Below are 22,146 nucleotides of genomic sequence, written 5' to 3'. Positions count from 1 at the left end.
AAACTAAGCACGCTATTAACTCTGTTATTTATGGAAAAAGAACCAGTGAAGATTTTTAAACTCAAAACGCTAGCAATTATCGCTTCCGCAATGGTTTGTGCGCAAAGTGCTCAGGCAGGAACTTGGTCACTCGGCGCTTCCGCGCTGGTTAGCCCGGATCCGTATCGTGGCTATCAGGACCGCGTGTATCCGGTACCCGTCATTAACTATGAAGGTGACGATTTCTACTTCCGTACGCTGACCGCCGGTTATTACCTGTGGAAAGATCAGCAAAACCAACTGAGTCTGATGGGCTACTTTTCACCGCTGGGCTACCGCCCGGGTGACAGCGACGATGACCGCATGAAGCAGTTGAACAAGCGTCGCGGTACGCTGATGGCCGGTCTGGCCTATTCGCATTTTGCTGAGTGGGGGATTCTGCGCACCACCTTTACCGGTGATACGTTAGACTACAGCAACGGTATGGTGGGGGATTTAGCCTATCTGTACAAATTTGATCTGGGCGATTTCACCCTGGTACCTGGCGTAGGCGTGTCGTGGAGCAGCAAAAACCAGAACAAATACTACTACGGTATCAGCGAAAATGAATCTCGCCGCAGCGGTCTGGACAGTTACACGCCAAGTGATAGCTGGGCGCCGTACGTTGAGCTGAGTGCCAACTATAAGATCAACAAAGATTGGGATGCCTTCTTTGTTGGGCGTTATGTCCAACTGTCTGATGAAGTTAAAGACAGCCCAATGGTGGATAAATCTTACACCGGACTGTTGATGACGGGTGTGAAATACAGCTTCTAATCGAAGCCTGCACCAATGTCGTGCAATGTAGGCATCATAAAGGGGCGCTGGCGCCCCTTTTGCACATCTGTAGCGCAGCAAGTCTTTGCTGCACTTAAACGGGATCAGCCGTTGTTACGAACACGGAAGGTCACCGCCAGTCGTGCCGGTTGTTCACCGGCTGCCACCAGAGGTTTACTGACGCGGCCGGTTTCTACGCAAACCATGGTTTTATAACCGTCATTTGGCATATCCGCCATGCTGCAAGAAAGCTCCACGCCGGGGTTCCAGGCAATCACATCACTCATGTGATGGTGATGAACCTCAATGGTGCGTTGTTGCGCCGCGTCCTTGATCAGACTGAAGGCATCCGGTTGGGTATAAACCCGGTCGGTCTGGCCGACAAAGGTCACGTCACCCACCTGGCGAGCTTCTGCGCCGCCGGCAACCTTATCGATATAGGGTTCGCCGAGCCCGGCAACTTTAACCTGCCCGATATCACCGATCTGGAAGTAGGTGTGCAACGCTGCGGTCGCCTGATAGTCGCCGTGGGATTCCAGCTCTATTTCGCATTCCTCACCCAGTTTGAAGCGGGCAATCAGCGTAAAGGCATGTGGCCACAGGCTGCGGGTTTGCTCATTGTCTTTCAGCGTAAAGGTCAGAATAACGCCGTTGTCGTCTTCATCATGCGCGGTCAGAGTCCACGGCTGATTGCGGGCGAAACCGTGCGAAGGTTTTGCTACCGGGCCAAACCAGGGCCAGCAGATAGGCACGCCGCCACGGATGGCATTGCCCTTTTTAAAGGGGGTGTTGTTGCTCAGCCAAATAACCGGTTTTTCACCGCTAGGTTGCCAGGCCAACAGATGCGCACCCTGAAGTGAGATAGCGGCACGCACTTTCGGATGGGAAACCACTACGACAGGCAGTTCATCGAGCTGGCGCTGACTGATAAAAGGGGAAATTTGTTCGGTAACGGGTAGGGTGAAAATCTTTTCGTTCATCGGGTTGCCTTTTGTTCGCCGTAGAAACAAAAAAAGGGTGACAAAAATGTCACCCTCATCATCAGCTTAACATCAATCCATTATTTGGAGATGTGAGCGATCAGATCCAGAACCTTGTTGGAATAGCCGGTTTCGTTGTCGTACCAGGAAACCAGTTTCACGAAGGTGTCGCTCAGAGCGATACCGGCTTTGGCATCGAATACGGAAGTCAGAGTTTCGCCGTTGAAATCGGTAGAAACCACTTCGTCTTCGGTGTAACCCAGTACGCCTTTCAGCTCGCCTTCAGAAGCGGCTTTGATAGCAGCACAGATTTCTTTGTAAGAAGCTGGTTTTGCCAGACGAGCAGTCAGGTCAACCACAGACACGTTCGGAGTTGGAACGCGGAACGCCATACCGGTCAGTTTGCCGTTCAGTTCTGGGATAACTTTACCTACTGCTTTAGCAGCACCGGTAGAAGAAGGGATGATGTTCTGGGATGCGCCGCGGCCGCCGCGCCAGTCTTTGTGAGACGGGCCATCAACAGTTTTCTGAGTTGCGGTAGTTGCATGCACAGTGGTCATCAGAGCTTCAACGATACCGAACTTGTCGTTGATAACTTTAGCCAGTGGTGCCAGGCAGTTGGTGGTGCAAGAAGCGTTAGAAACGATTTCCTGGCCAGCGTAGGATTTGTGGTTAACACCCATAACGAACATTGGGGTGTCGTCTTTGGATGGGCCAGTCAGAACAACTTTCTTAGCGCCTGCAGCGATGTGTTTACGTGCAGTTTCGTCAGTCAGGAACAGGCCAGTTGCTTCAGCAACGACGTCAACGTTGACTTCGTTCCACTTCAGGTTAGCCGGATCTCTTTCTGAGGTACAACGGATGGTTTTACCGTTAACAACCAGGTGGCCGTCTTTAACTTCTACAGTGCCGTTGAAGCGGCCGTGAGTAGAGTCATATTTCAGCATGTAAGCCATGTACTCTGCGTCTAACAGGTCGTTGATTGCAACGATTTCGATGTCAGAACGATCTTGAGCAGCACGAAAAACAATGCGACCGATACGGCCAAAACCGTTGATACCTACTTTGATAGTCATATATTCCACCAGCTATTTGTTAGTGAATAAAAGGTTGCCTGTAAAATTACAAAAACCTTACCAAGCGTCAAGCGGAATCGTGTCAATTCTTGCTGCAAATCAAACCTGGAAGCCGGGTTTGAGTGCTTATTGCACATTCCGTTTGCGTTCGGCCTCATCCGTTATATGGGGTCAAACCGCTAAGTATAAAGTCAGCCTGTTTAAGATATGTGATCGGTATCACATATTGTCATGACGTGACCTTTATGGGCTACAGTTTAGGCCAAAAAGCGCTGCAGTGTTGTTAATTTTTTGTTATTATTACTCATTGTTTTCGTTGACATTATCCACATTCAGAGAAACGCACAAATGGCTAAAGAGACAACCCCTGACCATCCGGCCACGGAACTGAATGAAATCCAACGTTATGTGACTCAGGAACGTGGTACCGAGGCGCCGTATTCCGGCAAATTGCTGCACAACAAGCGCGAGGGCGTGTACCATTGCCTGTGCTGCAACCAACCGCTGTTCTACTCCGACAGCAAGTATGATTCCGGCTGTGGCTGGCCGAGCTTCTATCAGCCGGTTTCCGACGATACTATTCGTTATCTTGATGATAATACGCACAATATGCATCGCGTTGAGATCCGCTGTGGGCATTGCGACGCACACCTGGGACATGTCTTCCCCGATGGTCCGCAGCCAACCGGTGAGCGTTTTTGCGTTAACTCGGCGTCGCTGAGCTTTACCGACGGTGAGAACGGCGACAAAACCGCCGGCTGATGGATTATTCAGTGAGAAAAATCGATTCAGCTAATTATTCTTCCAAGAGTGAGGAAATGCTCTGATGGACGTAAAAGATCTGATTGCCGCCATGACGCCGGAAATCTATCAGCGACTGGTACTGGCCGTTGAGTTGGGCAAGTGGCCGGATGGCGTAGCACTAACGCCGGAACAGAAAGAAAACAGTCTGCAGGCGGTGATGCTGTGGCAGTCATTGCACAACGCTGACCCGCAGCATATGAGTATTGGCACTGACGGGCAGATCGTGATGAAGAGTAAGCAGGAGCTGAAACAGCAGTTCATTGCTGAACCGCTGGTCAAGTTGAAGCCACAGTAAGTCTGACAGCTGGGCGATGCGAACATCGCCCGCTGAATTACTGTTTCCCGCCGTTAATCCCCAGCGATTCCGCCAGTTGATGTGCTAACCGGTTATTGTCGTCTGCGCCATATTCCCAGAACATCGCACCGCCCAACCCCTTGCTTTTGATGTAGTCAGCCTTGAGTGCAACCGAACGTGGGTTCTCGTAGGAAATAGCGAACAGCGGCTTGCCCTCGGCGGATTTCATCGTCAGATAAGGCACCTGGGCGTCACTGTCCCAATGTGCGGTGAAGCGCCGTTGGGGATCGTTCAGCAGCTTGCTGACGATATCGTTGTATTTGAAATAGCTGTCCTTGGTCAGATCCAGCCCCATAGCCTTGAACACGGCAGTTTCGCGTGCGGTGAAGTAGGGTTGGGTGACCGGGTTTTTGGCCGCGTCCGCTTTGTCCCAATCGATGCCTGGCTCGGTAGCCCGTTTTGGCACCCGGCCATAGAAACCAATGCCCAGGTTCAACTGAGCAGGTTTTAACCCGGCGGCCAGATAGTTATCCACCACAAAATTGGCGCTGTAACGATCGGCAGCGGCGACGGTTGGCCATTGTTTGGAGTCATACAGATTGGAGTTGAAGTATTGGGTGCCGTACGCCATATCGTAAGTCATCAGGTTGATGTAATCGAGGTAGGGCGCAATGCCTTTAACATCGACCCATTCCTGTGGGCTTTTCACGTTGGCACCGACGGCGATAGTCAGCAGCTTGCCTTTATCCAGGGCTTTATGCAGCTCTGCCAGTAACAGCGTGAAGTTGGCACGATCCGCCGGTTGGCTTTCGACCAGCCCCCAGGCACCGTTAACCGGGTATTCCCAGTCGAGATCGATGCCGTCCAGATGATATTGCTTGATGACCTGCTGCACCGAGCGGATAAACACCGCCCGGCTTTCCGCTGTGGCGGCCGCGCCGGAGAACCCGCGTGCGCCCCAGCCACCGACGGACAGCAAGACTTTCAGCTCCGGGTTCTGTTTACGCAGTACCGGCAACAGTTGCAAATCCGCCATCACCTTGGGTGACAGATAAATTTGGTGCAGGCGGGATGGATCTTTTAACGCCGGGTTGGTTTCCTGTTTCTCGTCGTTGTAGATCAGACCGAAAGAGTAATTGAGGTGGGTAATTTGTGTGACATCGAGCTTGTTGATATCGCCACCAGGGCCGGCGGTAACATCACCGCCGCCGTTGAAATAACCGACGGAAAGGTAAGAAGCGGCATGAGCCATGCCGGCACCAGCCATACCAAGCTGCACCGCTACCAGCAAAGGCAGCAGTTTACGGGTTAATACCATGTCATCTCCTTTGGTCGGCAAGGCCGACCGAAACCGCCTGAGGCGGTAACATAAAGCCGGGCTCAATGGGCCCCGGATGCGTATAACTTACTGATGCCAATGCATCAGCGGTCATAACAGCAAAAGCGCCGCACGCGAACAAGATGTAATCACAGGAGAATGGTCGGAATGTGAGCGATGTCGAGATTTGGGCCGGGGAGGAAAGGGCGCAAAAAGCGCCCAATGGCATCAGCGGTCGATGAATTGTGACAGGGTAACTAATTGCGCTCCGGCCTGTTGCATTATCCGCAGGGCTTCCTGACTGTCGCCGGGCTGCAAATCAACCCCGCGGCAGCCGTCGGTAATCACCGTAGTTCTGTAGCCCAACTCCAGCGCATCCAGCACGCTGAATTTTACGCAGTAGTCGGTTGCTAACCCCATAATCGCCAGATGGCTAACGTTCTGCGTTTTCAGCCAGTTGTCCAACTCGGTGTGCGAGCGGTGACCGTTGTCGAAGAAGGCGCTGTAGCTGTCGATAGCCGTATTTTGGCCTTTACGGAACACCGCGATAATGTCCCGTTGGTGTAATTGCGGATGAAACTCTGCGCCCTGGCTTTCCTGTACGCAATGCACCGGCCACCAGACCTGTGGCAAACCCTCAAGCTCACCCAGAGTGCCCACGGGGGCGTTGGCATTTACCGCAAAGCTGCGGTGATTGGCGGGATGCCAGTCCTGGCAGGCGACCACTGGCTCACCGCGTGCGCTGCAGGCCGCGATGGCCTGATTGGCAACGCTGATGACGGCATCACCGTTGGTCACAGCCAGTGCGCCGCCGGGGCAAAAGTCGTTTTGCAAATCGATAAGCAACAGGGCTGTTTTCATTGCGACTCCGTGGTATATGGGTTAACCGCTAATGCTTAGCTCGCCACGCAGATCCAGTTGCATCTGGCTGCGAATTTGTTCCGGCGTCAGCGGTTGGCTCAGCAGGTAATGCAGCTTGGTCAATGCGGCCTCGACCGTCATGTCAAATCCACTGATGACGCCGGCATGGGCCAGTGCATTACCGGTGGCGTAGCCTTCCATATTGACCCTCCCGGAGATGCATTGCGTCAGATTGACCACCACAATGCCGCGTTCGGAAGCGTCGCGCAATTCATCCACCAGCTCTGCTTTTTGCGGCGCGTTGCCTACCCCGTAAGAGCGCAGGATCAAGGCTTTCACCGGCTGTAGCAGGAAATTGCGTACTACCGCGCCGGAAATACCTGGGTAAATGGTCACCACACCGATCGGCTGCGGCGTAATGTCATGCACCTTGAGTTCGCCATTGCAGACCGGGCTGTCGATGCCGTTCTGGCGGCGAATGTGAATACCGGCCTCCAGCAGCGGCGGCAGGTTGGGTGAAGCAAAGGCGTCGAAACCGTCAGCATGCGCCTTGGTGGTCCGGTTGCCACGGAACAGCTTGTTATTGAAGAACAGGCTGACTTCATTTACCGGATGGTTGGCTGCCAGATACAGCGCGTTCAGCAAGTTGGTCTGGCCATCGGAACGCAGTTCCGCCAGTGGGATCTGAGAACCGGTGACAATCACCGGCTTGGCCAGGTTTTCCAGCATGAATGACAGCGCCGAGGCGGTGAACGCCATGGTGTCGGTACCGTGCAGGATCACGAAGCCATCATAGCGGTCATAATTCAGTTTGATATCGTCGGCGATATGCTGCCAGTCTTCCGGCGTCATGTCGGAGGAGTCGATCAGCGGTGCATATTCATGAATGGTGAAGTCCGGCATTTCCGGCCGGTGGAATTCCGGCATCAGGGCCAGTTGCCGCTGCAGGTGGCCGGAAACAGGAATATAACCGTGCTCAGAACGCTGCATGCCGATGGTCCCGCCAGTGTAGGCGACGTAAATCGATTTCTTTTGCATAGTGATTGTTTTAACAGAAATAAGATGAGCTGAATTATAGGGGGATAAGCGCAGAAAAAAAGCCCGGCGGGTGCCGGGCTGAGGATTAATTTGTTAGCGGACTTCTCCGCAGGTCAAACAAATGGCATAACGGTTTTGCGGATCGTTCAGGTTATTGAATAAACCCGGTTGCTCTTTGACCGCCATGGCCACTGATGCCAAGGGCGCAGGCAGCATCGACTGGATGGCTGCCGGCAGCATGGCGTGAATGGAAACGCCAAACTGACTGAGAACCATATCGGTCAGGCTTGGCGTATCGACAAACCAGTTAAGCTGCCACTGTTTCAATTGCGCCAGTTCGGCGGCTTTCTTCACCGCGTCGTCGAAGTCACCCAACTGATCGACCAGACCATTGGTCTTGGCATCGCTGCCCAGCCACACGTGACCCTGAGCAATCTGATCAACCTGCTGTGGTGTCATTTTGCGTGACTTGGCGACCAGGTCGATAAAGTTTTGATAACCTTTCTCGATGTTCAACTGCATCATCTGCGAGAACTCCGGCGGCAGCGCCTTGGTGACCGCCAGATCCGCCAGCGGCGAGGTTGCCACGCCGTCGGTATGCACGCCGATGCTGTCCAGCGTCTGCTCGTAGGTGTTAATCACCCCGAAGATGCCAATGGAACCGGTGAGGGTGCTCGGGCTGGCGATGATGTAGTCCGCCGGTGTAGAGACCCAATAGCCGCCCGAGGCCGCCATGCCACCCATGGAAACCACCACAGGTTTGCCGGCGGCACGTACCGCAGCCAACTCGGAGCGGATCACTTCCGAGGCGCTGACGCTGCCCCCTGGGCTGTTGACTCGGAAAATCACCGCCTTGATGGCCGGATCCAGTCGCGCCTGACGCAATTCTGCGGCGGTGGTATCGCCGCCAACGGTGCCTGGTGTTTGCGGACCGTCCATGATCGCGCCGTTAGCGAAGATCACGGCGATTTTACCGCCTTGATCCGGCGTTGGCTTCGGCTGGTAGTCGTAGATGCTGGTCGCGTTGAAATCATTGGCCTGCTTGTCCCAACCGAAAGTCTTGATCAGTTGGTTTTCGATGACGGTGCGCGACGCCAGTTCATCGACCAGTTTGTTATCCAGCGCATACTTGGCCGTATCCCCCCCGGCAGCCTGCATACCGCTCAGCACGCCTGCGGCCCCTGGGAACAGCTGTTGCGCCGTGATCTGGCGGTTAGCCGCCACGGTATCCAGATAGTTTTGCCACAATCCACCAATCCAGCGGCTGTCTGCCTCACGGGCGGCCGGTGACATATCGTCACGGATCAAGGGTTCCACGGCGGATTTATAGGTACCGACGCGGAAGATGTTGGTGGTGACCTTGAGTTTTTCCAACAACGATTTGTAGTAAAGGTTGTTGGTGGCAAAGCCGTGCAGGTCGACCGCACCCTGTGGCGACAGATAAACCTTGTTGGCGTAGCTGGCCAGATAATATTGCGTCTGGTTATAGCTGTCGCCAATGGCAAAGATCGGTTTGCCACTGTCACGGAATTCACGTAGCGCCTTGCCGATGTACTGCAGCGAAGGCTGATCGGCACCGGCAAAGTCATTCAACTGCAATACCATGCCGGTAATGTTTTTGTCGTCTTTAGCCTTGCGGATGCTGTCAACCACGTCAAACAGGGAGTTTTCCTGCAGGCGGTTGCTGGAAGCGCCCAACAGTTCACGACCCCATTGGCGGACCTTGTTGTTCATCGACGGTTGGTCAACGACCACGCCGCTCAGGTCCACCAGCAACGCACCGCGGGTAGGCACGGCAGGGGTGGTGGCACTCTGGAATGAAAGATAGATACCGACCCCAACCAGGATCAGCAACACCAGGAACAAATTGAGGATCAGTTCCCTGATAAAGTTCAGCAGACGCCATGTCCACCTGAAAACGCCGGCAATGATTTGCCACAATGTGCGCATGTGCTCTCCAGCAAGAGTCGAGAATGTTCCGCTATCCTAATGAGCGGCCAAAGAAATGTCAGCTTTAAATCGTGGGTCACAGAGGCTAATGCCGAGGCTGTCACTCGCCGTTTAGCTATGTTAACGTGATTTGAATGAAAATTGTTATCAGGAGTTTACGATGGATGCACTGGATCTTTTACTGAATCGCCGCTCTGCGTCACGCCTCGCGGCCCCGGCGCCGACGGGTGAGGCACGCCAGAATATCATCAACGCGGGCCTGCGAGCGCCCGATCATGGTGCCTTGCAGCCATGGCGTTTTGTGATGATCGAAAACCAGGGTCTGGAGCGTTTTAGCCAATTGTTACAAGCTGCTGCAAAGCAGGACGAAATGGATGAAGCCGCGCTAGAAAAGGCGACAAAAGCGCCATTCCGCGCCCCGCTGATTATCACCGTGGTGGCCCATTGCACTGAAGAAACCAAGGTGCCGCGCTGGGAACAGGTGGTTTCTGCCGGTTGTGCGGTTCAGGCGATGCAGATGGCCGCACTGGCGCAGGGTTTCAACGGTATCTGGCGCACCGGCGCCTGGACCGAACATTCACTGGTTCGTGAAGCTTTTGGCTGTCGCGAGCAGGACGAAATTGTCGGCTTCCTGTATTTGGGGACTCCACAGTTAAAAGCTTCCACCAAAGTGATCGCCCCGGACAGCACGCCTTTCGTCAGCTATTTCTGATCCCACTGGCGGGATTGCGGCAAAAATGCGCTAAATCCCGCCATTCTGTGTTGTTTATGAGCAGGCCGTTCGGTTATCGGCAGCCCGCTCTTACCAATCCCGTCGGCAAGCGCTACCCTATGATATCTTGAATGCCGTTAACCGAAGGGAGTGGTATATGACATCGCCAGCGATCCGTTTAACCCAGTACAGCCATGGCGCCGGCTGCGGTTGTAAAATCTCACCGAAAGTTCTCGAAACTATTCTGCACAGCGAGCGGGAGAAATTTGTCGATCCGCGCTTGCTGGTGGGTAATGAAACCCGTGACGATGCGGCAGTGTATGACATCGGCAACGGCGTGGGCATTATCAGCACCACCGACTTCTTTATGCCGATCGTCGATAACCCGTTCGATTTCGGTCGCATCGCCGCCACCAACGCCATCAGCGACGTGTATGCCATGGGCGGTAAACCGATCATGGCGATTGCCATTCTGGGCTGGCCGATTGCTACGCTGCCGGCAGAAGTGGCGCAGCAGGTGATCGACGGCGGGCGCTATGCCTGTCAGCAGGCGGGTATCGCCCTGGCGGGAGGACATTCTATCGATGCGCCAGAGCCTATTTTTGGCCTGGCGGTGACCGGCATCGTCAATACCGAGCGGGTGAAGAAAAACAGCGCGGCGCAGGCCGGAGCCAAATTGTACCTGACCAAGCCGTTGGGCATTGGCGTGCTGACTACCGCCGAGAAGAAAAGCAAGCTGTTGCCAGAGCATGAAGGCCTGGCAACCGAAGTGATGTGTCAATTGAACAAGCCGGGCACGGATTTTGCCGAAGTCGAAGGCGTGACGGCGATGACCGACGTTACCGGCTTTGGTCTGCTGGGGCATCTGAGCGAGGTTTGCCAGGGCTCAGGGTTGCAGGCGACGGTCTGGTTTGATCAGGTACCTAAATTGCCGGACATCGAGCGTTATATTGCCGCGGGCTGCGTGCCGGGTGGCACCGGGCGCAATTTTGAAAGTTACGGCCATCTGGTCGGTGAAATGACCGACCTGCAGCGCCAATTGCTGTGCGATCCGCAGACCTCCGGCGGCTTGCTGCTGGCGGTACTACCTGAAGCAGAGCAACTGGTGCAGGCGATTGCCGAGCGCCACGGCATTCAACTCCAGGCTATCGGTGAACTGCATGCGGCAGTGCCGGGCAAGCCGTTGATTGAGGTTGCCTAGTGTCAGCTACCAGGGAACGGGAAGACGGCCAGGATTATCGCCGTATTTTTTTGCAGGATATCCCGCTGATTGACGTGCGTGCGCCGGTTGAGTTTCAGCAGGGCGCGTTCGCCAATGCTATGAATCTGCCGTTAATGAACGACGACGAGCGGCAGGCCGTCGGCACCTGTTACAAACAGCAAGGCCAGCAGGCAGCGATTGCGCTGGGCCACAGCCTGGTTAATGGCAGGCTTCGTGAGCAACGTACGGCAGCCTGGCTGGCGCAATGTGCCCAATGGCCGGAAGGCTATATTTACTGTTTCCGCGGCGGTTTGCGTTCTCAGTTGGTGCAGCAGTGGCTGCGTGAGGCCGGCGTCGCCTATCCGCGCATCACCGGCGGTTACAAGGCCCTGCGCAATTTCTTGCTCACCACGCTGGAGCAGAGCGCTGAACTGCCGATGGTGCTGATTGGCGGCAATACCGGCAGCGGTAAAACTCTGTTGGTCAATGAGCTGGCCGACGGCGTTGATCTGGAGGGGGCGGCGCACCACCGCGGTTCATCTTTTGGCCGAACGCTGGTGAGTCAAAGCGGCCAGATTGATTTTGAGAATCGTCTGGCTGTGTTATTGCTGAAAAAACAGCATGGTGGCTGCCGTCGCTGGGTGCTGGAAGACGAAGGGCGCATTATCGGCAGCAACAATCTGCCATTACCCGTCTTCAACCGTATGCAGCAGGCACCGGTGGCGGTGATAGACGATCCTTTTGAGGTGCGTCTGGCACGGCTGCAGCACGAATATATCGACCGGATGCGTATTGAGTTTGAACAGGCCTACGGCGCGCAGCTCGGCTGGCAGAAGTACGATGAATATCTGCATCACGGCCTGTTTGCCATTCGCCGCCGCCTGGGGCTGGAGCGTTTCCAACTGCTGACGCAGCACCTGGAACGGGCACTGCAGTATCAGCAGGCCAGTGGAAATAGTGACGAGCATCAGCAGTGGCTGGTGCCGTTGTTGCAGCACTACTACGATCCGATGTATCACTATCAATTGGAAAAGAAATCCCAGCGGATTGTGTTCCGCGGGAATTATGCTGAAGTAAGAGAATTCCTGATGACGTACAGCCAGAATAACGGTGAATAATGCGACTGTTTATTGCCGAGAAACCGAGTTTGGCGCGCGCCATTGCCGACGTACTTCCCAAGCCGCATCGCCGCGGCGACGGGTTTATCGCCTGCGGTAACAATGATGTGGTGACCTGGTGTGTGGGCCACTTGTTAGAACAGGCGCAGCCGGATGCCTACGACAGCCGTTATGCGCGCTGGTCGCTGGCCGATCTGCCGATCATCCCCGAAAAGTGGCAGTTGCAGCCACGGCCTTCGGTCAGCAAACAGCTTAATGCCATCAAAAAGCTGCTGCACGAGGCCGATGAAGTGGTGCATGCCGGTGACCCGGACAGGGAAGGCCAATTGCTGGTGGATGAGGTGCTGGACTATCTGGCGTTGTCGCCGGAAAAACGCCACAGCGTCCGCCGTTGCCTGATCAACGATCTCAACCCGCAGGCGGTGGAACGCGCTATCGAACGGCTGCGTGACAATCGCGACTTTATCCCACTTTGTGTCTCCGCCCTGGCGCGTTCCCGCGCCGACTGGCTGTATGGCATCAACATGACCCGCGCCTACACCATTTTGGGGCGTAATGCCGGTTATGATGGCGTGTTGTCGGTGGGCCGGGTGCAGACGCCGGTGTTAGGGTTGGTCGTCAGACGTGACGAAGATATTGAAAATTTTGTCTCGAAGGACTTCTTCGAGGTTAAAGCGCACATCGTGACGCCTAAAGACGAGCGTTTTGTCGCCCTGTGGCAACCGAGTGACTCCTGCGAGCCTTATCAGGACGAAGAAGGGCGCTTGCTGCACCGATCGTTGGCAGAACACGTGCTCAAGCGCATCGAGGGCCAGCCGGCGCTGGTCACCTCTTATAATGATAAACGGGAATCAGATACCGCACCCTTGCCGTTTTCACTGTCGACCTTACAGATTGAGGCTTCCAAACGCTTCAACCTGAGCGCGCAGCAGGTACTGGACGTGTGCCAGCGGCTGTATGAAACCCATAAATTGATCACCTATCCGCGTTCCGACTGTCGCTACCTGCCGGAAGAGCATTTTGCCGGGCGGCATTCGGTGTTGAACGCCATCAGCGTTCATCAGCCGGATCTGTATCCGCAGCCGGTGATCGACAGCGATCGCCGTAACCGTTGCTGGGACGACAAGAAGGTTGATGCTCACCACGCCATTATTCCGACCGCCCGTGCCAGTAAGGTTAGCCTCAGCCAGGATGAACTGAACGTTTATGGCTTGGTGGCGCGGCAGTACCTGATGCAGTTCTGCCCGGACGCCATGTTCCGCAAATGCGTGATTGAGCTGGATATTGCCGGCGGCAAGTTTATCGCCAAGGCGCGTTTTCTTGCTGAAGCAGGCTGGCGAACACTGTTGGGCAGTAAAGAGCGTGATGAAGAAAATGAAGGCGCTCCGTTGCCGGTGGTGGCGAAGGATGACCAGCTACTGTGTGAGCGTGGTGAGGTGGTTGAACGTCAGACCCAACCGCCACGTCCTTTTACCGATGCCAGCCTGCTTTCCGCCATGACCGGGATTGCACGTTTCGTTCAGGATAAAGCACTAAAGAAAATCCTGCGAGCGACCGATGGTTTAGGGACAGAGGCCACGCGCGCGGGCATCATTGAGTTGCTGTTCAAGCGGGCGTTTTTGTATAAGAAAGGGCGCTATATTCACTCCAGTGAAACCGGCCGGGCGTTGATCCATTCGCTGCCGGATATTGCTGCCCGTCCTGATATGACCGCCAACTGGGAAGCTACGCTGACGCAAATCAGTGAGAAATCCTGCCGTTATCAGGACTTTATGCAACCTCTGGTAGGCACTCTGCAGGAACTGATTTATCAGGCCAAGCAGAGCCGGGCGAGTATGGCGTTTCGCGGGTTGCCGCCGTCGCCTTCCGGCGGGGCGAAAAAACGCAAGAAAAGCGCCGGTAAGGCGCGGGAGAAGAGCGAATGAATCACGGCTTACTGTTGCTGGCCGGTAGCGCACTGTTGTTTTGCACCGCGGCGATGGCCAATCGCGGCGATGTCGATGTGGTGGTGCCAGTGTCGCCGGAGATCTGGGGGGCAGCAAAAAACGCTGCGGCTCAACCCGCGGCACAACCTTGCAGTCGCTGCTGCATCTATCAGGATCAAAACTATTCTGAAGGGGCGGTTCTCAAGGTGGAAGGGGAAGCGTTGCAGTGCGTACGCGACCCCAACGTGGTAGGGACTAATCCGTTAATCTGGGTGCGTCTGAAGAAGTGACGCTGTAACTCAGGCTTCCGCCTGCAATGCGCTAATATAGGCGGTTAATAGCGGCACGTCCGCCGGAGCCAGGGGATAGTCAAACGCCTGCTCTGGCGCCAACCAGACAAAATCTGAATGGCAGCGCTTTTGTAATTCGCCGCTAAAGGTATCAACCTGCCAGGCATGTAGCCGGATCATGCGCTCACTTTGTTGCCACTGGTTGCTGGCGACATAGCGGCCAACACTGGCCACAATTCCCAACTCTTCGTCCAGTTCACGCGCCAGTGCCTGTGGCTGGCTCTCGCCTGCCTCAACCTTGCCGCCGGGAAACTCCCACAGCCCGGCCTGATCGCTGTCAGCATTACGCTGCGCCAAAAGAATTTTGCCATTTCTTTCAATGATGGCGGCGACGACATCGATAATTTTCATAGGTACCACATAGCAAAACCCCGGCGTGGCCGGGGTTGGGTCATTTACAGCGAGAATTCCGCCCAGACAGGCGCGTGATCCGACGGTTTTTCCATCCCGCGGATCTGATAATCGATGCCGGTGGCGGTACAGCGTGCAGCCAATGGCGTGCTGGCCAGCAGCAGATCGATACGCAGGCCCCGGTTTTCATCGAAACCCCGTGAACGGTAGTCGAACCATGAGAATTGATCGTTACGTTCCGGGTTAGCGTGGCGGTAGGTATCGACCAGGCCCCAGTTCATCAGGCGATCCATCCATTCGCGCTCCTCCGGCAGGAAGGAGCACTTACCGGTACGCAGCCAGCGTTTACGGCTTTCCTCGCCGATGCCGATATCGTAATCGCTTGGGCTGATATTCACGTCACCCATCACCAGTACCGGTGAGTCCACCGACATTTGCTGCTCCAGGTAGTTTTGCAGATCCTGATAGAAGCGTGTCTTGGCGGGGAATTTGATCGGATGGTCACGGCTTTCCCCCTGCGGGAAGTAGCCATTGATCACCGTCAGCGTGCCTTGCGGCGTCGCCAGATCGGCCATGATGATGCGGCGCTGTGCGTCTTCATCATCGGTAGGGAAACCACGGCGTACGGCAAGCGGCTTTTCTTTGGTTAGCAGCGCCACGCCATAGTGACCTTTTTGGCCATGATAGAACACGTGATAGCCATGCTGGCTGACTTCTTCCAGCGGGAACATGTCATCGTGAACTTTCGTTTCCTGCAGGCCGATCACGTCGGGCTGGTGCTGTTCGATGATCGCGGTCAGTTGGTGCGGACGCGCACGCAGTCCATTGATATTAAAAGAGACAAACTTCATGAGCGGTGCCGTTTTTACAAGAAAAATGTGTTGAGATAGTAGCAGAGTTTGACCAGAAATGTAACGCAGGCCAGCGGCATCGGGCCGCCGGCGGCAAGTTGAATTATTTTGCCCAGCGGTCGTAAGTTTTGGGCTGATAGTCGTCAAATTGTTGCAGTAAGGTTTGCGCTGATTCACTGATGTACATGGTGCCCAGATAGTCATGGCGCATAAAGCCCTGATCGGCCACGTGCTGCAGGAAACTGTTTAGCGGGCGATAGAACCCGTTCACATCCAGCAAACCAACCGGTTTACTGTGATAGCCAATCTGACCCCAGGTCCAGATTTCAAACAGTTCCTCGAGGGTACCTATGCCGCCGGGCAGAGCAATAAAACCGTCTGCCAGAGCCGCCATGCGCGCCTTACGGGTGTGCATGTCCGGAACCACTTCCAGTTCAGTCAGGCCACGATGTGCAGTTTCTGCTTCTACCAACCGCTCAGGAATAATGCCCACCGCCTCACCTCCGGCGGTAAGCACGGCATCCGCCACAATGCCCATCAACCCTTTTTTGCCGCCGCCATAGATTAGGCGTCGACCCTGAGCGGCGAGCGTTTGACCCAGTTGCCGCGCATTCTCGGCATAAGCAGGATTAACGCCTTCGCTGGCACCACAAAAAACGCAGATATTGTTACGCATGCACTTTCTTCCTTACTGCATTAAAGAAGTCAGTGGTATAGCGAATTGTTGGCCGGAGTTCAAGTTGAGGATGCGCTGAATGGTTAAGGGAATTGATAAATGATGAACGGAGAGAGTGATGGAATGCTTTCAGGTTTGATTTGATTCTGGAGGATATACAAGGATGGTGGTGGGGGAAGGATTATTCGTCGGTATGCGACTCACCCTTCGGGCCGCGCTGAAGCGCGTTGTCTCACTGCGTGAGACTCGAACCTTGTCGAAGCTTCTCATCCTTCCCGCTTGGGAGTGACATGTTGCTTTCAGGTTTGATTTGATTCTGGGGAGTATACAAGGATGGTGGTGGGGGAAGGATTATTCGTCGCTGTGCGACTCACCCTTCGGGCCGCGCTGAAGCGCGTTGTCTCACTGCGTGAGACTCGAACCTTGTCGAAGCTTCTCATCCTTCCCGCTTGGGAGTGACACGGAGCTTTCAGGTTTGATTTGATTCTGGGGAGTATACAAGGATGGTGGTGGGGGAAGGATTCGAACCTTCGAAGTCTGTGACGGCAGATTTACAGTCTGCTCCCTTTGGCCGCTCGGGAACCCCACCATGGTATTCATGGTCTTACAAATTGTAGTTCCGGTTTCATCCGGAAGAAACCTGGCCGGTTTCTTTACTGCGTCTTCACTCTTAACAGAGAGAAGATGGTGGTGGGGGAAGGATTATTCGTCTCTTCGTTCCTCACCCTTCGGGCCGCGCTAAAGCGCGTTGTCTCACTGCGTGAGACTCGAACCTTGTCGAAGCTTCTCATCCTCCCCCTCCGTGTTTTATGTAGCTTCAGCTTTAGCTGTGGCTTCATCGACAGAGAGAAGATGGTGGTGGGGGAAGGATTCGAACCTTCGAAGTCTGTGACGGCAGATTTACAGTCTGCTCCCTTTGGCCGCTCGGGAACCCCACCACTGGCCTTGCTTGCGAAACATCTGTCTCGGTAAGCGGGGCGCATCATATCAAATGAAACGGGCGTGTAAAGTATTGAAATGCAGAAAATGAATCGTTTGCCGATTTTTTACTCGTGGCGGTGCATCCCTGAACGAAAGGCACCGCTTTCTTGAGCAATTACAGAATAACCGTCCGGTTACCGTAGACAAATACCCGTTGGGCCAACACATGGTAAAGCGCGCGGCTGAGTGCATTTTTCTCGACGTCTCGTCCGGCACGCATCATATCTTCCGCAGAATAGGTGTGATCGACATGAATCACGTCCTGCATAATGATCGGGCCTTCGTCCAGATTATCGTTAACGTAATGGGCAGTAGCCCCGATGATTTTCACCCCACGTTCGTAAGCCTGATGATAAGGCCGTGCACCGATAAAGGCCGGGAGGAACGAATGGTGAATATTGATCACCTGGTTTGGGTAGTGCTGTACAAATGCTGGCGTCAGTACGCGCATATATTTGGCCAACACCACGTAATCCGGCTGATACTGATCGATCTGGGCCATCATTTTCTGATCGTGTTGATCGCGCGTCAGGCCTTCATGGCTGACCAGGTGGAACGGGATATCGAAACGCTCCACCAACGTTTGCAGCGTATCGTGGTTGCCGATAACCGCCGCAATCTCCACATCCAGGCCGCCGTAAGCGCTTTTCATCAGCAAGTCGCCCAGGCAATGCGCTTCTTTGGTCACCAGGACCACAATACGACGACGGCCGGAGTTATGCAGTTCGCGGACCGAACCCACCGGCAGTGCGCTATCAAGATCCGCCAGCAAAGTAGTGTCGTTAAAAATGCCTTCCAGCTCGGTACGCATAAAGAAACGACCGGTGCGGTGATCAACGAATTCATTGTTCTGAACAATGTTGAGTTCATGTTTGTAACAAATATTGGTGATCTTGGCGATCAGACCTTTGGCATCCGGACAAATGGTGCGCAAAACTTTTCTTTGTACATTTTGGTGTGGCATGGGAGTGAGGATCCTGTCTGATACTGAACGTCCTGTCTTCGCAGGCGAGAGTTTTTATCATCTATATTTTCAAGCGGCGACCGGATTGGCTGCGACCTGAAATCTATCGGGCTCTGTGACTGCCGGCTAACGCCCGCAGCACTTTTTATATTTTTTACCTGAGCCGCAGGGGCAAATGGCATTTCTGCCCGGCTGGGGTTTGGTTCCGTCAATATAATACCAGCGTTGGTCAAGTTGAAGGAAGCGTGAACGCTCGTGCATCGCCTGGCGTTCACCGGTGTTGCCGTCAACGAATTGGGCAATGAATTCGACAAAACCTTCCCCGGCCTCATGGCCCTGTTTTTCTTCAACCACCGTCAAACCCAGCCATTCGGTATTTTTGAAACTGTCGACGATCGCGTTGCGCCATTCTGTGGCATGGCAGTCGGGATGCCAGGTGGCAATCAGATAATCCACGTTGTGTTTTACGTACGCGCTAAAGCGCGAACGCATTAATAGTCCGGGTGTCGCTGGCGTTTGAGTGCCGTTGACGTAGGGTTCGCAGCATGCGCTATACTCCAGTCCGCTGCCGCAGGGGCATAATTCGGGCAAGGTGACTCCTAAAATGGCCGGAACGAAATGAACGGGCCGATGCCAAAAGTAATTTAGCGCATATGTTACCTAACAACATTCGACCCTGACAATCTACGCTGACGGCAGGATCGAAGCAATTCACCGAAAAAAGGCGGTAATAATGCGAAAAATTAAGGTCGGATTGGCATTGGGCGCGGGGGCGGCTAAAGGATGGGCACATATTGGCGTGATCAATGCACTAAAGAAGTTGGGCGTTGAAGTCGATATAGTAGCCGGTTGTTCGGTTGGCGCATTGGTGGGGGCGGCTTTTGCCAGCCATCGTCTGCCGGCCATGGAAACCTGGGTTCGTTCATTCAGCTATTGGGATGTGATCCGTTTGATGGATTTGTCTTGGCAACGCGGTGGGTTGCTGCGTGGTGAGCGGGTGTTTAATGCGGTAGGGCAGTTGTTGAAGATCGATGATATCGCCGAGTGTTCATTGAAGTTTGGTGCCGTGGCGACCAATCTGAGTACCGGGCGGGAACTGTGGCTGACCGAAGGTGACATTCATCAGGCGGTGCGAGCCTCATGCAGCATGCCCGGCCTGTTGGCGCCGGTGTGGTTTGACGGTTATTGGCTGGTGGATGGCGCTGTGGTGAATCCGGTACCTATCTCATTGACCCGGGCGTTGGGGGCCGACATTGTTATCGCCGTTGACTTGCAACATGATGCCCATCTGATGCAGCAGGACTTGTTCTCGGTACGCAGTCCAGATATGGACGCGGCAAAAGATCTCCCCGCCCGTAACTGGCGAGGACGATTAAGGGAACGCATCAGCAAAATGACCACCAGAAAGCCTAATTTCACGCCAACGGCGATGGAAATTATGGGAACTTCTATTCAGGTGCTGGAAAATCGATTGAAACGCAACCGCATGGCGGGCGATCCGCCGGATGTGTTGATCCAACCCTATTGTCCGCAGATTTCAACGTTGGATTTCCATCGTGCCGAAGAGGCGATTGAAGCCGGCAGGCTGGCGGTTGAAAAACAGCTGGATAAACTGTTGCCCTTGATAAAAAACAGATAATTTACGGTTCTTGACTGTATAACCTGCGATGGGAGCAATTTCCGACAGGCATAAAAGGTCTTTTTGAGCCACTATTACATTATGAAAAGGGAAGAGGCTCGGCTGATGGCATTACCATTGACTCACAAGCGCATTTTGGTCGTTGAGGACGAACTGGTTTTTCGTTCCGTGCTTGTTGGCTATTTGAAATCGTTGGGGGCGGAAACCAGTGAGGCCCCCAATGGTTTGCAGGCGTTGAGTCTGGTGGATGATGTTCATCCCGATTTAATCCTGTGCGATCTGGCGATGCCGGAAATGGATGGGATTGAGTTTGTCGAACATCTGCGGCTGCAAGGTGTGCAAACTCCGGTGTTGGTGATTTCGGCTACCGATAAAATGGCGGATATCGCCAAGATGTTGCGGTTAGGCGTTCAGGACGTATTGTTAAAACCGGTGACCGACCTTAATCGTCTGCGTGAAGCAGTGTTGGGGTGTCTGTATCCCAATATGTTCACTTCGCCGGCCATTGAGGAGGTGGAACTGTTCCAGGACTGGGATGCGCTGAGTAAAAATCCTTCCGAAGCGGTGAAGTTGCTCAAACAGTTACAACCACCGGTGCAGCAGACCGTGGCTCATTGCCGGATTAATTATCGGCAATTAACCACTAGCGAGAATCCGGGGCTGGTGCTGGATATTGCGGCACTGTCGGATAAAGACCTGGCGTTCTATTGTCTGGATGTGACTCGCGCAGGGGATAATGGCGTATTGGCGGCACTGCTGCTGCGCGCATTATTTAATGGATTGTTGCAAGATCATTTAGCTAATCAGCGTCATCGGCTGCCGCAAATGAGCGCATTGTTAAAGCAGGTTAATCAATTATTACGTCAAGGCAAGCTGGAAGGGCAATTTCCGATGCTGGTCGGTTATTATCACACCGAATATAAAAACCTGATCCTGGTCTCCGCCGGCCTGCATGCCAATGTAAATACCGGTGATAATCAAATTCAACTGAGCAACGGTGTGCCACTGGGAACGCTGGGTGCGACGTACATGAATCAAATCAGTCAGCACTGTGCCGCCTGGCAGTGCCAGGTTTGGGGTTCGGGTGGCAGGCTACGCCTGATGCTCAGTGCTGAATAATCCTCCTGGGTCAAAATAGTATTTGAAATTTATATATTTGAGATGCTTATTTTTACCTCAGTTAGTCCATTGGGTAATTGTCCTAAAGTTTTTCTATTTGTGCTGCGGTTAATGCCAGTCAGTCATAAGCTGGTATACTCCGAGGGTTTTTGTATGGCGGATGAAGCTCATAAACTGAGCGCTATTAAGAGAGGAAATAATGCCTGCTGTAAATCGTAAAGTCAGAAAGGCTGTGATCCCGGTTGCAGGCTTGGGAACACGGATGTTACCGGCGACAAAAGCCATTCCTAAAGAAATGCTGCCGCTGGTTGACAAACCCTTGATCCAATACGTTGTCAATGAGTGTATTGCGGCAGGGATTAACGAAATTGTGTTGGTTACCCATTCCTCCAAGAATTCGATCGAAAACCATTTCGATACCAGTTTTGAACTGGAAGCGATGCTGGAAAAACGAGTTAAGCGTCAGTTGCTCGATGAAGTGCAGTCTATCTGTCCCAAGGGCGTTACCGTGATGCAGGTGCGTCAGGGGGTGGCTAAAGGCTTGGGTCACGCGATCATGTGTGCTTACCCACTGGTGGGTGACGAACCGGTGGCGGTGATTTTGCCGGACGTGATCCTCGATGAGTACAGTTCCGATCTGAAAAAAGACAATCTGCACGAAATGCTGCAGCGCTTTGAGCAAACCGGTATCAGCCAGATTATGGTGGAACCTGTGCCGCATAAAGATGTTGGCAACTATGGCGTGGCCGATTGCAAAGGGTATGAGCTGCAGCCGGGCGAAAGCGCCCCGATGGTTAGCGTGGTAGAGAAACCTTCTCCGGATGAAGCCCCTTCCAACCTGGCCATTGTTGGCCGTTATGTGCTCTCCGCCGATATCTGGCCGCTGCTGTCGAAAACCCCTCCGGGCGCTGGTGGTGAAATTCAGCTGACCGACAGCATTGAAATGCTGATGCAGCAAGAGACGGTAGAGGCGTATCACCTGAAAGGGATCAGCCATGATTGCGGCAACAAGCTGGGTTATATGCAGGCATTTGTCGAATATGGCATGCGCCATGCCGGCCTGGGTCAAGAGTTCACTCAGTGGTTGAAACAGTTACTGGCCGCTGATAAGAAATAATTTAATCATCTTTCGTCTTAATTTG

The 22,146-nt window shown here is 54.0% G+C and carries 22 protein-coding genes, 2 tRNA genes and 3 other RNA genes; 11 read left to right on the top strand and 16 right to left on the bottom strand.

Annotated elements, in window-relative coordinates:
• The first annotated feature begins 30 nt into the window (after nucleotides 1-30).
• Nucleotides 31-795 carry a MipA/OmpV family protein gene (locus SERS4_RS0114665; RefSeq protein WP_012145455.1) on the top strand — a complete coding sequence of 255 codons (765 nt, stop codon included), beginning with the start codon at nucleotides 31-33 and terminating at the stop codon, nucleotides 793-795.
• Nucleotides 796-899: 104 nt separating this feature from the next.
• Here SERS4_RS0114665 and SERS4_RS0114660 read toward each other — a convergent pair whose 3' ends face one another.
• Together SERS4_RS0114660 and gapA are read right to left on the bottom strand one after the other, a co-directional pair.
• Nucleotides 900-1,775, bottom strand: coding sequence for a D-hexose-6-phosphate mutarotase (locus tag SERS4_RS0114660; RefSeq protein WP_012145454.1), 876 nt, complete (start codon nucleotides 1,773-1,775; stop codon nucleotides 900-902).
• Nucleotides 1,776-1,855: 80 nt separating this feature from the next.
• Nucleotides 1,856-2,851 carry a glyceraldehyde-3-phosphate dehydrogenase gene (gene gapA, locus SERS4_RS0114655; RefSeq protein ID WP_017893067.1) on the bottom strand — a complete coding sequence of 332 codons (996 nt, stop codon included), beginning with the start codon at nucleotides 2,849-2,851 and terminating at the stop codon, nucleotides 1,856-1,858.
• 348 nt (nucleotides 2,852-3,199) lie between these two features.
• On the opposite strand from gapA, the gene msrB reads away from it, so the two are divergent.
• Both msrB and SERS4_RS0114645 read left to right on the top strand, forming a co-directional pair.
• Nucleotides 3,200-3,613: a peptide-methionine (R)-S-oxide reductase MsrB gene (msrB, locus tag SERS4_RS0114650; protein WP_017893066.1), complete on the top strand. Its 414-nt coding sequence runs from the start codon at nucleotides 3,200-3,202 to the stop codon at nucleotides 3,611-3,613.
• Between the two features lie 64 nt (nucleotides 3,614-3,677).
• Nucleotides 3,678-3,950, top strand: coding sequence for a YeaC family protein (locus SERS4_RS0114645; protein WP_012145451.1), 273 nt, complete (start codon nucleotides 3,678-3,680; stop codon nucleotides 3,948-3,950).
• Between the two features lie 37 nt (nucleotides 3,951-3,987).
• Here SERS4_RS0114645 and SERS4_RS0114640 read toward each other — a convergent pair whose 3' ends face one another.
• From SERS4_RS0114640 to sppA, 4 genes are all read right to left on the bottom strand, one after another.
• Nucleotides 3,988-5,268, bottom strand: a complete 1,281-nt coding sequence (locus SERS4_RS0114640) for a glycoside hydrolase family 18 protein (RefSeq protein ID WP_012145450.1) — start codon at nucleotides 5,266-5,268, stop codon at nucleotides 3,988-3,990.
• A gap of 228 nt (nucleotides 5,269-5,496) precedes the next feature.
• The gene (pncA, locus tag SERS4_RS0114635) at nucleotides 5,497-6,129 is read right to left on the bottom strand and encodes a bifunctional nicotinamidase/pyrazinamidase (protein WP_017893065.1); all 633 of its coding nucleotides are present in this window, start codon (nucleotides 6,127-6,129) and stop codon (nucleotides 5,497-5,499) included.
• Between the two features lie 21 nt (nucleotides 6,130-6,150).
• Nucleotides 6,151-7,167 (bottom strand): asparaginase, encoded by a 1,017-nt coding sequence (gene ansA / locus SERS4_RS0114630; protein ID WP_012145448.1) that lies wholly within the window; start codon nucleotides 7,165-7,167, stop codon nucleotides 6,151-6,153.
• Nucleotides 7,168-7,260: 93 nt separating this feature from the next.
• Nucleotides 7,261-9,117, bottom strand: a complete 1,857-nt coding sequence (gene sppA, locus SERS4_RS0114625; RefSeq protein WP_012145447.1) for a signal peptide peptidase SppA — start codon at nucleotides 9,115-9,117, stop codon at nucleotides 7,261-7,263.
• Nucleotides 9,118-9,277: 160 nt separating this feature from the next.
• Between sppA and SERS4_RS0114620 the strand changes: the two genes are divergently transcribed.
• The 5 genes from SERS4_RS0114620 to SERS4_RS0114600 all read left to right on the top strand — a co-directional run bounded on the left by SERS4_RS0114620 (nucleotide 9,278) and on the right by SERS4_RS0114600 (nucleotide 14,363).
• Entirely contained in the window at nucleotides 9,278-9,829 is a 552-nt protein-coding gene (locus tag SERS4_RS0114620; RefSeq protein WP_012145446.1) for an NAD(P)H nitroreductase, read from the top strand.
• 157 nt (nucleotides 9,830-9,986) lie between these two features.
• On the top strand, nucleotides 9,987-11,030 hold the full coding sequence (selD, locus tag SERS4_RS0114615) for a selenide, water dikinase SelD (RefSeq protein ID WP_017893063.1): 1,044 nt from the start codon (nucleotides 9,987-9,989) through the stop codon (nucleotides 11,028-11,030).
• Nucleotides 11,030-12,148 carry a tRNA 2-selenouridine(34) synthase MnmH gene (gene mnmH / locus SERS4_RS0114610; RefSeq protein WP_017893062.1) on the top strand — a complete coding sequence of 373 codons (1,119 nt, stop codon included), beginning with the start codon at nucleotides 11,030-11,032 and terminating at the stop codon, nucleotides 12,146-12,148. Before selD ends, mnmH begins: the two co-directional genes overlap by 1 nt.
• The gene (locus SERS4_RS0114605; RefSeq protein ID WP_012145443.1) at nucleotides 12,148-14,073 is read left to right on the top strand and encodes a DNA topoisomerase III; all 1,926 of its coding nucleotides are present in this window, start codon (nucleotides 12,148-12,150) and stop codon (nucleotides 14,071-14,073) included. Before mnmH ends, SERS4_RS0114605 begins: the two co-directional genes overlap by 1 nt.
• Nucleotides 14,070-14,363 (top strand): DUF1496 domain-containing protein, encoded by a 294-nt coding sequence (locus SERS4_RS0114600; protein WP_017893061.1) that lies wholly within the window; start codon nucleotides 14,070-14,072, stop codon nucleotides 14,361-14,363. The genes SERS4_RS0114605 and SERS4_RS0114600 overlap by 4 nt, the downstream gene beginning before the upstream one ends.
• Nucleotides 14,364-14,372: 9 nt before the next feature.
• Here the strand turns inward: SERS4_RS0114600 and SERS4_RS0114595 are convergent, their stop codons facing one another.
• From SERS4_RS0114595 to SERS4_RS0114560, 10 genes are all read right to left on the bottom strand, one after another.
• Nucleotides 14,373-14,774 carry a pyrimidine (deoxy)nucleoside triphosphate diphosphatase gene (locus SERS4_RS0114595; RefSeq protein WP_017893060.1) on the bottom strand — a complete coding sequence of 134 codons (402 nt, stop codon included), beginning with the start codon at nucleotides 14,772-14,774 and terminating at the stop codon, nucleotides 14,373-14,375.
• A gap of 44 nt (nucleotides 14,775-14,818) precedes the next feature.
• Nucleotides 14,819-15,625 carry an exodeoxyribonuclease III gene (gene xthA / locus SERS4_RS0114590; RefSeq protein WP_017893059.1) on the bottom strand — a complete coding sequence of 269 codons (807 nt, stop codon included), beginning with the start codon at nucleotides 15,623-15,625 and terminating at the stop codon, nucleotides 14,819-14,821.
• Between the two features lie 103 nt (nucleotides 15,626-15,728).
• The gene (locus SERS4_RS0114585; protein WP_017893058.1) at nucleotides 15,729-16,301 is read right to left on the bottom strand and encodes a TIGR00730 family Rossman fold protein; all 573 of its coding nucleotides are present in this window, start codon (nucleotides 16,299-16,301) and stop codon (nucleotides 15,729-15,731) included.
• 164 nt (nucleotides 16,302-16,465) lie between these two features.
• Nucleotides 16,466-16,592, bottom strand: a non-coding RNA gene (locus SERS4_RS26370) — RtT sRNA.
• A 43-nt stretch (nucleotides 16,593-16,635) separates the two neighbouring features.
• A non-coding RNA gene (locus SERS4_RS26365) (RtT sRNA) lies at nucleotides 16,636-16,762 on the bottom strand.
• 43 nt (nucleotides 16,763-16,805) lie between these two features.
• A tRNA-Tyr gene (locus tag SERS4_RS0114575) sits at nucleotides 16,806-16,890 on the bottom strand.
• A 96-nt stretch (nucleotides 16,891-16,986) separates the two neighbouring features.
• Nucleotides 16,987-17,113: non-coding RNA, RtT sRNA (locus tag SERS4_RS26360), on the bottom strand.
• A 41-nt stretch (nucleotides 17,114-17,154) separates the two neighbouring features.
• Nucleotides 17,155-17,239: transfer RNA gene (locus SERS4_RS0114570), tRNA-Tyr, on the bottom strand.
• Between the two features lie 158 nt (nucleotides 17,240-17,397).
• On the bottom strand, nucleotides 17,398-18,246 hold the full coding sequence (gene purU, locus SERS4_RS0114565; RefSeq protein ID WP_012145438.1) for a formyltetrahydrofolate deformylase: 849 nt from the start codon (nucleotides 18,244-18,246) through the stop codon (nucleotides 17,398-17,400).
• A gap of 126 nt (nucleotides 18,247-18,372) precedes the next feature.
• The gene (locus tag SERS4_RS0114560; RefSeq protein WP_026142401.1) at nucleotides 18,373-18,837 is read right to left on the bottom strand and encodes a YchJ family protein; all 465 of its coding nucleotides are present in this window, start codon (nucleotides 18,835-18,837) and stop codon (nucleotides 18,373-18,375) included.
• Between the two features lie 142 nt (nucleotides 18,838-18,979).
• On the opposite strand from SERS4_RS0114560, the gene rssA reads away from it, so the two are divergent.
• From rssA to galU, 3 genes are all read left to right on the top strand, one after another.
• Complete coding sequence (rssA, locus tag SERS4_RS0114555; RefSeq protein WP_012145436.1) at nucleotides 18,980-19,885, top strand: patatin-like phospholipase RssA; 906 nt, start codon at nucleotides 18,980-18,982, stop codon at nucleotides 19,883-19,885.
• A 105-nt stretch (nucleotides 19,886-19,990) separates the two neighbouring features.
• Nucleotides 19,991-21,004 carry a two-component system response regulator RssB gene (gene rssB / locus SERS4_RS0114550; RefSeq protein ID WP_012145435.1) on the top strand — a complete coding sequence of 338 codons (1,014 nt, stop codon included), beginning with the start codon at nucleotides 19,991-19,993 and terminating at the stop codon, nucleotides 21,002-21,004.
• A 199-nt stretch (nucleotides 21,005-21,203) separates the two neighbouring features.
• Nucleotides 21,204-22,121, top strand: coding sequence for a UTP--glucose-1-phosphate uridylyltransferase GalU (galU, locus tag SERS4_RS0114545; RefSeq protein WP_012145434.1), 918 nt, complete (start codon nucleotides 21,204-21,206; stop codon nucleotides 22,119-22,121).
• The last annotated feature ends 25 nt before the right edge of the window (nucleotides 22,122-22,146 follow it).

The sequence above is a fragment of the Serratia sp. S4 genome, assembly GCF_000347995.1.
Lineage (GTDB): Bacteria > Pseudomonadota > Gammaproteobacteria > Enterobacterales > Enterobacteriaceae > Serratia > Serratia quinivorans.
This window is presented reverse-complemented; position numbering and strand designations above follow the sequence as displayed.